At 70.5% G+C, this 12,317-nt stretch carries 16 protein-coding genes and 1 riboswitch; of the genes, 4 read left to right on the forward strand and 12 right to left on the reverse strand.

Annotated features, from left to right (window positions below; all coding sequences use genetic code 11):
* Positions 1 to 20 precede the first annotated feature (20 nt).
* Complete coding sequence (locus QE392_RS15790; RefSeq protein ID WP_307453430.1) at positions 21 to 200, reverse strand: hypothetical protein; 180 nt, start codon at positions 198 to 200, stop codon at positions 21 to 23.
* Positions 197 to 754 carry a MarR family winged helix-turn-helix transcriptional regulator gene (locus QE392_RS15795; protein ID WP_307453433.1) on the reverse strand — a complete coding sequence of 186 codons (558 nt, stop codon included), beginning with the start codon at positions 752 to 754 and terminating at the stop codon, positions 197 to 199. The genes QE392_RS15790 and QE392_RS15795 overlap by 4 nt, the downstream gene beginning before the upstream one ends.
* A gap of 114 nt (positions 755 to 868) precedes the next feature.
* On the opposite strand from QE392_RS15795, the gene QE392_RS15800 reads away from it, so the two are divergent.
* The 3 genes from QE392_RS15800 (at position 869) to QE392_RS15810 (ending at position 1,931) form a co-directional block, all read left to right on the forward strand.
* Positions 869 to 1,252, forward strand: coding sequence for a DUF7882 family protein (locus QE392_RS15800; protein ID WP_307453437.1), 384 nt, complete (start codon positions 869 to 871; stop codon positions 1,250 to 1,252).
* Position 1,253: 1 nt separating this feature from the next.
* Positions 1,254 to 1,592, forward strand: coding sequence for a hypothetical protein (locus tag QE392_RS15805; RefSeq protein WP_307453438.1), 339 nt, complete (start codon positions 1,254 to 1,256; stop codon positions 1,590 to 1,592).
* Between the two features lie 174 nt (positions 1,593 to 1,766).
* Positions 1,767 to 1,931, forward strand: coding sequence for a hypothetical protein (locus QE392_RS15810; protein WP_307453439.1), 165 nt, complete (start codon positions 1,767 to 1,769; stop codon positions 1,929 to 1,931).
* A gap of 61 nt (positions 1,932 to 1,992) precedes the next feature.
* On the opposite strand, the gene QE392_RS15815 is transcribed toward QE392_RS15810, so the two are convergent.
* From QE392_RS15815 to QE392_RS15835, 5 genes are all read right to left on the reverse strand, one after another.
* Entirely contained in the window at positions 1,993 to 3,063 is a 1,071-nt protein-coding gene (locus tag QE392_RS15815; protein WP_307453440.1) for a spore photoproduct lyase family protein, read from the reverse strand.
* Positions 3,064 to 3,072: 9 nt separating this feature from the next.
* Entirely contained in the window at positions 3,073 to 3,897 is an 825-nt protein-coding gene (locus QE392_RS15820) for a DNA-formamidopyrimidine glycosylase family protein (protein WP_307453441.1), read from the reverse strand.
* Positions 3,898 to 3,899: 2 nt separating this feature from the next.
* Positions 3,900 to 5,381, reverse strand: a complete 1,482-nt coding sequence (locus QE392_RS15825) for a phytoene desaturase family protein (protein WP_307453442.1) — start codon at positions 5,379 to 5,381, stop codon at positions 3,900 to 3,902.
* The gene (locus QE392_RS15830; RefSeq protein WP_307453443.1) at positions 5,378 to 5,881 is read right to left on the reverse strand and encodes an SRPBCC family protein; all 504 of its coding nucleotides are present in this window, start codon (positions 5,879 to 5,881) and stop codon (positions 5,378 to 5,380) included. Before QE392_RS15830 ends, QE392_RS15825 begins: the two co-directional genes overlap by 4 nt.
* A gap of 133 nt (positions 5,882 to 6,014) precedes the next feature.
* Positions 6,015 to 7,190, reverse strand: coding sequence for a sensor histidine kinase (locus QE392_RS15835; RefSeq protein ID WP_307453444.1), 1,176 nt, complete (start codon positions 7,188 to 7,190; stop codon positions 6,015 to 6,017).
* Between the two features lie 111 nt (positions 7,191 to 7,301).
* Here QE392_RS15835 and QE392_RS15840 point away from each other — a divergent pair, with 111 nt between their 5' ends.
* On the forward strand, positions 7,302 to 7,652 hold the full coding sequence (locus QE392_RS15840; RefSeq protein WP_307453445.1) for a hypothetical protein: 351 nt from the start codon (positions 7,302 to 7,304) through the stop codon (positions 7,650 to 7,652).
* Positions 7,653 to 7,728: 76 nt separating this feature from the next.
* On the opposite strand, the gene QE392_RS15845 is transcribed toward QE392_RS15840, so the two are convergent.
* From QE392_RS15845 to QE392_RS15865, 5 genes are all read right to left on the reverse strand, one after another.
* Entirely contained in the window at positions 7,729 to 9,042 is a 1,314-nt protein-coding gene (locus tag QE392_RS15845; protein ID WP_307453446.1) for a hypothetical protein, read from the reverse strand.
* Positions 9,043 to 9,170: 128 nt separating this feature from the next.
* A complete protein-coding gene (locus QE392_RS15850; RefSeq protein WP_307453447.1) occupies positions 9,171 to 9,494 on the reverse strand; it encodes a DMT family transporter in 324 nt (107 codons plus the stop codon).
* Between the two features lie 10 nt (positions 9,495 to 9,504).
* A riboswitch (guanidine-III (ykkC-III) riboswitch) is annotated at positions 9,505 to 9,569 on the reverse strand.
* Between the two features lie 198 nt (positions 9,570 to 9,767).
* A complete protein-coding gene (locus tag QE392_RS15855; RefSeq protein ID WP_307453448.1) occupies positions 9,768 to 10,649 on the reverse strand; it encodes a CPBP family intramembrane glutamic endopeptidase in 882 nt (293 codons plus the stop codon).
* A complete protein-coding gene (gene trmB, locus QE392_RS15860; RefSeq protein ID WP_307453449.1) occupies positions 10,646 to 11,368 on the reverse strand; it encodes a tRNA (guanosine(46)-N7)-methyltransferase TrmB in 723 nt (240 codons plus the stop codon). The genes QE392_RS15855 and trmB overlap by 4 nt, the downstream gene beginning before the upstream one ends.
* A 104-nt stretch (positions 11,369 to 11,472) precedes the next feature.
* Positions 11,473 to 12,306, reverse strand: a complete 834-nt coding sequence (locus QE392_RS15865) for a DUF3097 domain-containing protein (RefSeq protein ID WP_307453450.1) — start codon at positions 12,304 to 12,306, stop codon at positions 11,473 to 11,475.
* Positions 12,307 to 12,317 lie beyond the last annotated feature (11 nt).

Genomic DNA, 12,317 nt, shown 5'->3' on the forward strand with positions numbered 1-12,317 from the left:
CCGTGTCGGTGAGGTACGCCTCAGTCCCACCGCTGAGCGGAGCGGAACATCGCCTCGTCGAGTTCGAACCACACCGCGCGCACGGTGGTGAACTCGCCGAAGGGCTCGGGTTGCGGGTCACTGAGGGAGAGGCGGTAGCCGCGAGGCAGGTCGTCCACATGCTGTCCGTCGCGCGGGCCGCCGACGAGCACATAGATCACGGAGAATCGACCGCCGGCAGCTCGACCGCGACGCCGTCGACGGCATCGCTCATCCGGTGCAGGAACGCCACCACGGCCGCCGACTCCTCCGGCGTCATGTCGATGACGGCGGCGAGCATGCGATCGTGCATGTTGCCGAGCGTCTGACGGACTTCGGCGTCGGCCTTGGGCGTGACCTGGATGAAGATGCTGCGCCGGTCGTCGGGATTGGCGGCCCGGGTGACGTGACCGGAGCGTTCCAGGCGGTCGAGGATGGCCGTCGTCGACGCCGTGGACAGACCGAGGTACTTGGTGAGCTCGCCCGGACGCACGCCACGAGAGGGAGTGCGCAGCAGGTAACGCAGGACGAGGAGTTCGTTCTCGCCCATCGACATCGAGTCGCGCGTGCGTCGCCGCATCGCGACCTCCGCCGCGCGGTAGATGCGCAAGGCTTCGAGGACGGCCTTGCTGCGCTGTCGCCGGTCCGCCGGTTCGTCGCCGTACCAGTACGTGACGTCCGCCACGGGCGATGCCCCGCTGGGGCGCGCGCGGGGCGTGCTCTCGACATCCGTCATGACACACTCCTCCCGCTCGTAGCAGGACTATACATCGAAAATAATAGTTAGACGAACTAGTTACTAATCGAGTATGTTCTCAGGACAGCTAACGTTCTGGAAGGGAGTGCTCCCATGGGCCACCTGTTCTACGGGACCTCGACCGAGTCGATCCAGGTCCCCGACCGCCTCCTGTCGCACATCAAGGTGGTCGCCACCACCAAGCTCCGCCGTGGCGAGAGCTTCACTCTCAGTTGGGCCCACGTCGACGGCACCCCCGGTCGTTCCACTGTCTGGCTGCAGCCCGCGATCCCGCTGCGCTTCGTCTTCGACTCGGCCGAGCCCGAGTCACTGAGCTCGACGGCCCTGAAGAACATGGCGGGCATGGCCAACTCCTCGGCCGGTTTGACCGTCGATCTCACGGCCGAGATCCCCGCCGTCGAACCGGCTCCCCGGGTCGTGGGCACACGTGCCGCCGCTCCGGCGTCCCGTCGCCCGTCTCTTTCCGTGGCGGCCTGAGATGACCACCGCTCCTTCACAGCCGGCGTCGCTCGCCCCGGTCCGGGTCCTCTGGGCCAAGGTCGACACCGGATTCTGGGTCGCCCATCGCGGCGGCGAGTACTTCGGCTGCGTCGACGCGGTGGCAGGCGGATTCGTCGCGCGCGACGCGCACGGCGTACCGATCGGTCGGTACGACTCCCTCGACGCCGCCAAGTCGTCCCTGCGGTCGACCACCCACCCGGCGAACACGTCGCGGAGGCGCGCGTTGGATCGTGCCGCGCTCGTGGCCGCCACCGCCCTCGGCGGATCGGCCCTCGCGCTCGGTCTGACGGCGGGCGCCCTCGCGCCTTATCTGTGAAGCCGATGGGCGAGGCCGAACTGCGCGACAGCGCGGACGAGTTCGAAGACGCCGCGACCGCGGACTTCGTCGAGCGGTACGGCGTCGCACCGCTCTGAGCGTCGTCCACCCCCTGGACACCGCCGCCTCCGGCGTGAGAACGTCGGCACCTCCACAGCGAAGGGATCGGAACCCATGACGCACCACGACGGACGATCGGACCACGATCACGACGACGCCGCACCGGACGATGCCTCGAACGGCGCCGGCAGCGAGTCGCCCGAAGAAGGCGCCGCCGCACAGAAGGACGCCGACGACGCCGCCACCACCGACGGCTCCCCCGCCGGCGGGATCGGCTGATCGGTCGCCGAGGGACCGGCGCCCGCGGAACAGCTGCGGTGAGTCCGCGGGACAGCCGCGGTCAGAACGCGTAGCGCACCCGGCAGTAGGGCAGCTTGCGGGCGATCAGCCCGGTGAGCGCCTCGACGGCCTGTGCCTTCAACGGATGCCGGTAGCGCACGTTCACGGCACCGTTCTGCGACCGTTTGTCCTCCTGCACCGACGGTGTCCACAGCAATTCCTCGCCGCGAGGGTGCCAGCCGAGGTTCACCTCGTGCAGTCCCTCGTTGTGCGTCAGGAGGATGATCTCGCAGGCGAGCTGCGCCTTGGCCCGCGGATGAAGTGCGGCGTCGAGCTCGTCGAAGAGTTCCGCCCAGTCCGCCAGCCACGTGGGAGTGAGGATGACGGGCGAGAAGTTGACATGGACCTCGTAGCCCGCGTCGACGAAGTCGTTGATGGCGGCAATCCGCTCCGGCATCGGCGAGGTCCGCAGATCGGTGACGCGGGCCGTCCCGGCCGGCATGAGCGAGAACCGGATCCGCGTCCGCCCCGCGGGGTCCCACTCCAGCAGATCGCGGTTGACGAACTTCGTGGCGAATGACGCCTTCGCCGTCGGCAGCATGCGGAACAGATCGCAGACGTCCCGCACGTTCTCGCTGATCATCGCGTCGACCGAGCAATCCCCGTTCTCACCGATGTCGTAGACCCAGGCCTCGGGGTCGCATTGGTTCGGCTCCGTCTTGGGGCCGCGCGCCGCGACGTGACGAGCGAGATGGCGCGTGATCTGGTCGATGTTCGCGAACACCGTGATGGGGTTGCTGTACCCCTTGCGGCGCGGCACGTAGCAGTATGCGCACGCCATGGCGCACCCGTTCGACAGCGAGGGGGCGATGAAGTCCGCGGAGCGGCCGTTGACCCGCGTCGCGACGCTCTTCTTGACCCCCAGAACGAGGGCTTCGGTCTTGATGCGCACCCACCGCGCGACGTTCGTCTCGTCGCCGTGCACCTCCGGGATCTGCCAGTGCGATGCGATCGGCACGATCTCGGCCGCGGGCCAGCGGGCGACGATCTCGCGCCCGCGCTCGAGCGCGAGTGCTGCGTCTTCGGCGTAGATCCGGGTGACGCGCAGCAGGTTCTCTCGTGGGACGGCCATCGTTCCGTTCTACTCCGGGGTTCCGACATCGCCCTCGGCGGGCATCGGCTGGCACCGCGGGCACCACCAGGTCCGGCGCTGCTCCGGGTCGTTCGCCACCTCGTCGCGCACCCGCACCCTCGTGCCGCAACGACGGCACGGCCGGCCCGCGCGTCCGGCCACCCAGTGCGATGCCCCTCTGCGACGGTCGCCCGTCGTCACCTGATACATGCCCGGCACCGTCGCCGAGACGCGCAGGCATCGCGCGGCGAGCACGACGAGAGCGTCCACATCGGTCGCTCCGATGGGCGCGAAGGGATGGATGCCGCGCAGGAACGCCACTTCGTTCACCCACAGGTTGCCGAGTCCCGCCATCAGCGTCTGGTCGAGCAGAGCCGCCACGAAAGCGCGCTCGGGTCGAGCGGACAGACGGCGTACCGCCTCCGCGGCATCCCAGTCCTCGCGCAGCGGGTCGGGTCCGAGGCGTCCGACCACATCGCGCTCCCGCGCGGTGGGCACCAGCTCGACGACGGGGAGATCGAGACCCCACACCTCACGGCCGTCGCCGAGGCGCAGGCGGACGCGCGCCTTCTCCCGCGCCGCCGACGGCAGGGACCTGCCCGGACGGGTGATCGTCCAGCTCCCCTGCATGCGCAGGTGGGTGTGGAGGGTGGAGCCGTCGTCGAAGCGGGTGAGGAGGTGCTTGCCGTGCGTGTCGTAACCGACGATGTCCCGGCCGGCGAGCGAGCGCCCGGCGGCGTTGCCCGAACGCAGCTCGCCGTCGAGCACGCGGGCACCGCGGGTCGCGGCATCCAGCCGTTGCCGCAGGCGGTAGACGCTGTCCCCCTCGGGCACGGTCAGGATGCCGCGGTGGCGAGCTGATCCTCGCGCGGCGCCAGGTCGGGGCGCAGACGCGTGCCGAACTCGTGGCGCAGCGCGCTGAGTGCCGCCTGCCAGCCCGCGAGCCCGTGCACGCCCGGGCCGGGACTCGTCGACGAGGAGCACAGGTACACGCCCTTCACGGGCGTACGCCACGGATCGGGGCTGTACACCGGACGACCGAGCAGCTGCGTGAGGGTGGGCGCTCCGGCGGAGATGTCGCCGCCGGGGAAGTTCGGGTTCCACGCCTCGATGTCGACCGCCGTGCGGGAGGTCGACGCGAGAACGGTGTCGCGGAATCCGGGCGCGAAGCGCTCGATCTGCGCGACGACGGCTGCTTCGCGGTCCACGGGGCTGCCCGGGGGGACGTGCGTGTACGCCCACAGGACGTGCTTCCCCTCCGGTGCCCGTGCGGGATCGAAGAGCGTGGGCTGCGCCGCCAGCACGTAGGGCGCGTCCGGAAGATCCCCGCGGGCGACGGCGTTCTCGGCGGCGGCGATGTCCGCCCTCGCTCCCCCGACGTGCACGGTGCCCGCCCGGGAGACGTCGGCGTTCGCCCACGGCACGGGGTCCGACAGCGCGAAATCGACCTTGGCGACCCCTCCCCCGTAGCGGAACCGCTCGAGCGCGCGGCCATACGCGGCCGGCATCCGTGCCCCTGCCAGGCGGATCAACGCGCGCGGGGTGGTGTCGAGCAGCACCGCGCGCGAAGGCGGAAGCTCGTCGAGCGAGGTCACGTCGATGCCCGCGCGGAGCACGCCCCCGTGGGCGCGGATGTCGGCGATCATCGCGTCGGCGATCGACTGGCTCCCGCCGACCGGGATCGGCCAGCCGCGGCCGTGGCCGTAGGTCGCCAGCACGAGGCCGGCTCCCCCGGCCGCGAGGCTCGGCTGATGCAGGATCGTGTGGGCGGAGACGCCCGTGATCAGACTCGGCGCGAGATCCTCGCGGAAGCGGGCGTTCCACCAGGGTCCGCCCTGTTCCAGAGCCCGGATGCCGAAGAAGAACGCCGCGAGAGGGTCGCCCGGCACCCGCAGCAGAGCGTTCCCGGTGAAGTCGGCCACTCCCCGCAGGTGGTCGACGAGCGGACGCATGAGCCGTGCGTAGGCGGGTCCGTCGACACCCAGGCCCTCGGAGGTCCGGTCCAGGTCGCGGAAGGCGAGCCCCGCGCGCGCACCGTCGAGCGGATGCGCGTACGACACCTCGGGCACGACGAGCCGAATGCGGCGGTCGAGGCCGAACTCGCGGAAGAACCACGACTCGAGGGCGAGCGGGTGCACGGCCGATCCGACATCATGGTGAAAACCGGGGAGGGTGAGCTCCGCCGTCGACGACGCTCCCCCGAACGTCGTCGAACGCTCGTACACCGCCACCGACAGTCCCGCGCGCGCGAGGGTGACGGCTGCGGCCAGACCGTTGGGACCGGACCCGACGATGACGGCGTCGTAACTCTCGCTCATCGGTCGATCGGCTCCTTCTCGGCGGTCGACTCGTGACCGATGGCGTCGGCACCGCCCGACGTTCCCGGCGCCCCGCCCTCGGCGAGGTAGGCGAGGCGGTGCAGCGTCTCGGCGTTGCGCCACCGGGTGACGGCATCGAACACCGTATCGGGCAGGATTCTGGTCGGGCCCGTGACCGGCTCCTCCTGGATACGCACGACGCAGGCGTCACCGCGCGTCTTGACGTCGATGGCCACGCGGGCGACCCCGATCGGCCCGCCGTGAGGTTCGAGCACCGCGCGATACGGCGGGTCCCACACGCGCATGACGGTCGTGTCGTTCACCAGCACGGGCCAGGAACCGAACGAGTGGTGCAACGTCGCCCCTTCCGCGGGCCACGCCTCGTCGACGTCGCGCATGCGCGAGGTTCCGACCACCCACAGCGGGTACAGCCACCCGTTCGCGAGCACGCGGAAGACGTCGTCGGGTGTGCAGTGCATCAGTCGGACGTTGCGGGCCACGGATCTCCTCCTCGTCGACGCGGAACTCGGATGCCGAGCGCATCGGCACCGGTCCCGCCCACGCTACGGCGCGATCACGGCAGGCGGCGCGGAGGTTGCGCACCGGGTCGCCGACGGGTAACGCCGGGAGCGCTCATGCCCCGGCGGGCAGGACGAACCACGCTCGCGTCCCCCCGGCGGGCGAGGCGTCGAGGCCGATGGTGCCGCCGTGCGCCTCGACGATGCGTCGGCACGTCGCCAGCCCGATGCCGATGCCCTGCACCTCGGCACCGTGAGCTCGCTGCATGGGCTCGAACACCCGCTCGCGCAACGCCGGGTCGACGGGGTCGCCGTTGTCGTCGACGGTGATGCGCCATCCGTCCGGCAGCGTCTCGACGCCCACCCGGATCCGGGGAGTGCGTTCTGCGGCGAGGGTGAACTTCACGGCATTGGCGATGAGGTTCTGCAGCAGCACACGCAAGAGGGTGTCGTCCCCGCGGACGAAGCTCGACGCGTCGACCGTGACCTCGGCGCCGGTCTGCACGATCGCGCCGTCGAGATCCTCCAGCACGGCATCCACCGTGTCGGCGATGTCGACCTCGGCGAACCGCGGCCGCGTTCCTCCCATGCGCGCGAAGTCCAACAGGTCCGTGACCATCGTCGACATGCGCGCGGCGGCGGCTTCGGCACGGGCGAGGGAGCGAGCAGCGCGGGGCGCCCCGCCCATCTCGGGACTGTCCGCGGCCAGTTCGAGGAAGCCGGCGAGGGCCGTCAGGGGATTTCGCAGATCGTGGCTGACCTGCGTCGCGAAGTTCTCCAACTGCGCGTTCGATCGCAACAACTCGCGCTGCACGCGCCGCAGCTCCAGCACGTCGATCACCTGGGATGCGAGCAGATCGAGACCTCGCGCCGCGGCATCCGAGAGCTCACCCACCTCCGTGTCGAAGACGCACAGCGTGCCGATCGCGACCCCCGCCGGCGTGATGAGCGGGCTCGACGCATAGAACCGGGTGCGCGCGATCTCGCCCGTGACGAAGGGGCTCGTGGCGAAACGGTCGTCGACCCGCGCGTCCGCCACGACGACGCGGCGGGGGTCCGAGATCACCGCCGCGCACATGGAGTCCTGTCGCGCGCACGACGAGGCCAGCACGCCCACCGCGGCCACCTGATGCTGCATGCGGTCGTCGATGATGTTGATCACCGCCGTCGGCACCTGGCACACGGTGGCGGCGAGTTCGACGAGGCCCTGCAGATCGGGCTCGGACGGTTCGCCGATGAGACGGTACTGCGCGATGGCCTCCCGCCGAGTGACATCCTGTGCCGTCGACACGTCATCCCCTCACGCTCGCCTGCGCCGAGCCTAATCGTCGGGCGGGTACACCGTCACGAACGTATCGGGAAGGGGCTCGCGCCCGCTGGCCGCATCACGCACAGTCGGGTCATGAGCACCCCGACCCCCTTCCCTCAGACGCCCTCGGATCCCGGCATGCCCGCCCCCGCGGAGCCCACGGTCCCCCACCCCGCGGAGCCGACCGCGCTGACTCCCGCCGAGCCCACGATCCCGCTGCCGCCCGAGACGCAGCCCGCACCCGCCGCCGGGGGCGCCACGGCGAGTGCCGGCGCCGGAGGGGACTCCGAGAGCACGCAGCACGCCGACGCGCCGACCGACGATGCGGCCGGCGCGTTCGCGCAAGAGGACGACGGGGCTGTCGGCTCCGCCGAGATGGATGCCGACAACCCGGTCGAGCAGGCCACGGTCGACGCCGTCGATCCCGGCGGGCGCCCGGACTGACGGACGCGGGGACGAGCCCGAAGACCACGAGAGGGCGGAGCCGAACGGCTCCGCCCTCTCGATCGTCACCGGAGGATCACGGGTTTCCGCGGGTCCACAGCAGCAGGATCGCAACCGCCTGGAGCACGAGGCATCCGGCCAGGATCGCGACCCGTCGGCGCGGTGTCGACGACCAGCGGTCGTCGCCGAGGAAGGGCGCCATCGGCATGAGCAGGCGGAACGTGCTCTGCTGGGGCAGGAAGACCGCGAGGATGTAGGTGCCGTAGCTGAAGCCGTAGGCGACCACCATGAGTCCGAGCTTGCGGATCGGTCGCGACCAGAGCAGGGCGAGGAAACCCACGATCAGGGCGACGACGAGGATGATCCCGACCACACCGAGGTGCGTGCCGGCCTGACGGAACCAGGGCGTGAACGGTGTGAACTCGTCGTTGCCGACGTAGTCCAGCCACCAGCCGAGCTCCGTGCGGATGTAGGCGTTGTGCGTGCCGGTCACGTACTGCGCGATGTGGTTCCACGACAACCCCGTCACCGCGATCGCGAGACCGGAAGCCATCAGCGGCGCCCATTCCTTCATCGGAAACGGGTCGACCTTGCGGCGGAAGAACCGCACCAGGAAGACGATGCCCAGCGCCAGCCCGAGCGCGAGGACACCCGGCCGGGTGTACGCGGTGAGCACGCCGATCGGCAGGATCCACAGGTAGCGACGCTTGATGGCCAGCAGCATGCCCGCGAACATCAGCAGCATGAACAGGCCTTCGCTGTAGCCGATCACGAAGAGGAACGACATCGGCGCGAAGGAGAAGAACACGACCGCCCACCACGCGGCCTGGGGCTTGGTCACTGTGCGCATCAGCACGAACAGCAGCCACGTGGCTCCGAGGCTCGCGCCCAGACTCAGCAACACGGCGACCGGCTGCCACCCGAGGCCCGTGACATCGGAGATCCCGCGGACCAGCGCGGGGAAGACCGGCAGGAACGCCCAGTTGTTGGGCAGGATGTCGCCGGAGACGTTCATCGGCAGCGACATGGGGTAGCCGTCGGCCGCGATCTGGCCGTAGCGGTCGGCATCCCACCCGGTGAGGTAGTCGAAGAAGGTGCCGAGGCGCTCGCTGTCGGGACCGAAGCCCCAGCGCGCCGCCTTGGCGATGGAGTAGTACCCCCACAGCATGCCGAAGTTGACGACGCGGGCGACCGCCCAGAGCAGCAGGATGCGTGTGAACGCGCCGCGCTCGATCGGGACGATGCCCTCGGGCTTGCGCAGGACGTCGTGACCGTACTGGCTGAGGGCACGACCGACGCGCGAACCGCGCAGTCGATCGAGGCGACCCGGTCGCGCGATGACGCGCGACGGACGTGTCGGGGAGACAAGCTCGCTCGGCGGTGCGCTCACTCGGAACCTTTCACGAAGGAAGATGTGGGCGAGTGACGACGGTGTCGGGCCCGGATAAGTGCGGAGAGCCAGATGCTACCCGATGCAGATGAGCGTCCCATCCCGTTGACATTCAGGAAACGCCCTGGTCAGTGGGTGTCTCCGACGAGTTTCAGCCCGATCACGCAGCCGACGAGACCCAGCACGAGCAGGATTCTCACCAGCGAAACCGCCTCCGTGCCCGTGATCATGGCCACGACGACGGTGAGCGCCGCCCCGATGCCCACCCAGACCGCGTAGGCGGTGCCGGTGGGGATCTCGCGCATGGCGAAGGCCAACCCGCCCATGGATGCCACGAGCGCGATCCCGAAGACGACGCTGGGCCAGAGGCGGGTGAGACCCTCCGAGCGTCCGAGAGCCGTCGCCCACACGGCCTCGAGGACGCCGGAGAGGATGAGAACGATCCACGACATGACAGTGCTCCTCGGCCAGTCTTGTCGCAGTCCGGGTACTGATCCCTCGTCCGGGGACGCGGTCGGCGTCCGGTTCCCAGGGTAGCGGCAGCGCCTGGGCAGCGCCCGTGCAGCGTGCCCGCAACGCGGCATCCGCTCGCGCGGCACCGGTGCGCCCGTGCCGGACAGTCCCGGCGCGGAAACGCGCCGCACGCGTGCTTCCGGGCGCGGACCGCCTGGGTCCGGCGTCGGCTCCCGAGCCGGGCGGCGGCGCCGGGATGCCGGCATCCGGAATCAGATCAGGAAGATGGATGCCGCGCCGGGGTTGTGAGCGTGGACGAGAACGCCGAAGACGACGGCGTCGAAGAGCAGGTGCACCGTGACGACGTACCAGAGCGAGCGCGTCTTCAGGAAGAGGAAGCCCTGCACGATCGCGAACGGGATCGTGAGCAGCGGCCCCCACGCCTGGTAGCCGAGTTCCCACAGGAACGACACGAAGACGATCGCCTGCAGCAGGTTCGCCGTGAGGTCGGGGAAGTGCCGGCGCAGCAGCACGAAGACGGTGCAGATGAAGAACAGCTCGTCCCAGATGCCGACCGCGCCGACGCCGACGAACAGCCGCGCGATGAGGTCGGGGGTGTTCACGACGGGCCAGTTCATGTACACGCCCGAGGTGATGAAGTAGAACGGCAGGATCAGGTAGCCCAGCACGATGACGCCGGCCAACCACGCCCACTGCCACCAGGTCCAGCGCCCGCCGCCGCGCCACGGGAAGGCGATCGCGCGGTCGCGGTACACGAACCGCGAGATCACGTACGGCACGACCACGGCGCCGCCGAGCGCGAGGGTGAACCGCACGAAGGCGGCGTTGTCGAGTTCGGCGTGGAGCGGGATGAGGCTGACGATGAATTGTCCGAGCGCCACCAGCGAGACGTCGCGGGCGATGCTCGGCTCCGGCGCGTCGGCGCCGCCGCCGCGTCGCGGCACGGTGGCGACGCCGAGACGGCGGTCGACGAGGACCCCGGATGCCACGGCGAGCGCCAGCAGCACCCACCCGAGCCAGACGATCTGCACGACGAACAGCACCGGGGCGGCCAGGCACACCAGCAGCGCCGGAAGGAGCTTCGGCGTCCACGTGGAACGCTCGCGCACCGGCACCGCGGTGTGCGCGGTCACGACGGGACCCGGGTGTAGGTCAGGTCGCGGATATCGCGCCCGACACGCAGGCCCTTGCGCTCGAACGCGGTGAGCACGCGGCCGTCGAAGCGCTCGGCCCACTCCCCCGCGAAGGCCCGCTCGAAGCCGGGGGCCTCGTCGAGCACGTCGCGCATCTGGTCGGCGTAGTCCTGCCAGTCGGTGGCGAGGCGCAGGATGCCGCCGGGACGCAGTGCCTGCGCCGCGATACGGGCGAAATCGGGGGCGACGAGCCGGCGCTTGGTGTGCTTGTTCTTGTGCCAGGGATCGGGGAAGAACACCCAGAGCTCGTCGATGGATGCCGCGGGCAGCAGGTGCTCGAGCGCCTCCGGCGCGTTGGCCTCCACCAAGCGCAGGTTCTTCACGCCCTCGCGGTCGGCGTCGAGCATGGTGCGGGCGAGCCCCGCGGTGAACACCTCGACCGCGAGGAAGTCGGTGTCGGGGTGGGCCGCGGCCGCCGAGACGATCTGATGGCCCTGCCCCGAGCCGATCTCCACGACGAGCGGGGCCGTCCGTCTGTACACGGCGGCGGGGTCGACGGCCGTGCCGGCCTTGACGCTGGTGGCGGCGGCCGCCCGCTCGACGGGCAGCAGGTAGAACGGCGACAACTCGGCCCACGCACGGTCCTGCGCCTCCGACATGCGGCCACTGCGGCGCACGAATGACACCGGCTTATCGCGGTACACGGGCGCGGCATCCATGGCATCCAGGTTATCCGCCGCGTGAGGGGTCAATCTCTGTCGCCCAGGCGACGCCGAAGCGACAGAATCTGACCCCTCACGCGAGAGGGAGCGCTTGCGGCCGCTCACGGGACGGTCACGAAATCGATGAGTTCCTCGACGCGGCCGAGAAGGGCCGGCTCGAGGTCGCGGAACGTGGTGACCTTCGACAGGATGTGCTGCCAGGCGCGGGCGGTGTCGGCCTGCTCCTCGGCCGGCCAGCCGAGGGCGCGGCACACGCCGACCTTCCACTCGATGCCGCGCGGCACCTCGGGCCACGCGGCGATGCCGAGGGCGCGGGGCGTCACGCACTGCCACACGTCGACGAAGGGGTGGCCGACGATGCGCACGTGCGCGCCGTGGCGGCCGCGGGCGATCTTCTCGGCGATACGCGACTCCTTCGAGTTCGGCACGAGGTGATCCACCAGCACGCCGTAGCGGCGCTGGGCGGTCGGGGGTTCGGCATCCAGGGTCTGCTCGAGCAGGTCGACGCCCTCGAGGAACTCGACGACGACGCCCTCGGCCCGGAGGTCGGCGCCCCACACCTTCTCGACGAGTTCGGCGTCGTGCTTGCCCTCGACGAAGATGCGGCTGGCGCGGGCGGTGCGCGCGCGCTGATCGTCCGCGGCGAAGGACCCGGATGCCGTCCGGGTGCGCCCCTTGGGCGCCGCCGCGGGAGCGGTCAGCACCACCGGCTTGCCGTCGACGAGGAAGCCGCCGCCGAGCGGGAAGAGCCGGCGCTTGCCGAAGCGGTCTTCGAGCTCGACGTTCATCCCGTCCAGACGCGTCACCGCGCCCACGTAGCCGTCACCGACCACCTCGACCACCAGATCGACGGATGCCGCGACCGGGGCGGGCTTCACGCGTCCGGCGTCGCGCCAGCCTCGGGCGAGCACATCGGTGCCGTAGCGGTCGTCCATCTGTACCTCCG

The sequence above is a fragment of the Microbacterium proteolyticum genome, from assembly GCF_030818075.1.
In the GTDB taxonomy this organism is placed as follows: Bacteria; Actinomycetota; Actinomycetes; order Actinomycetales; family Microbacteriaceae; genus Microbacterium; species Microbacterium proteolyticum_A.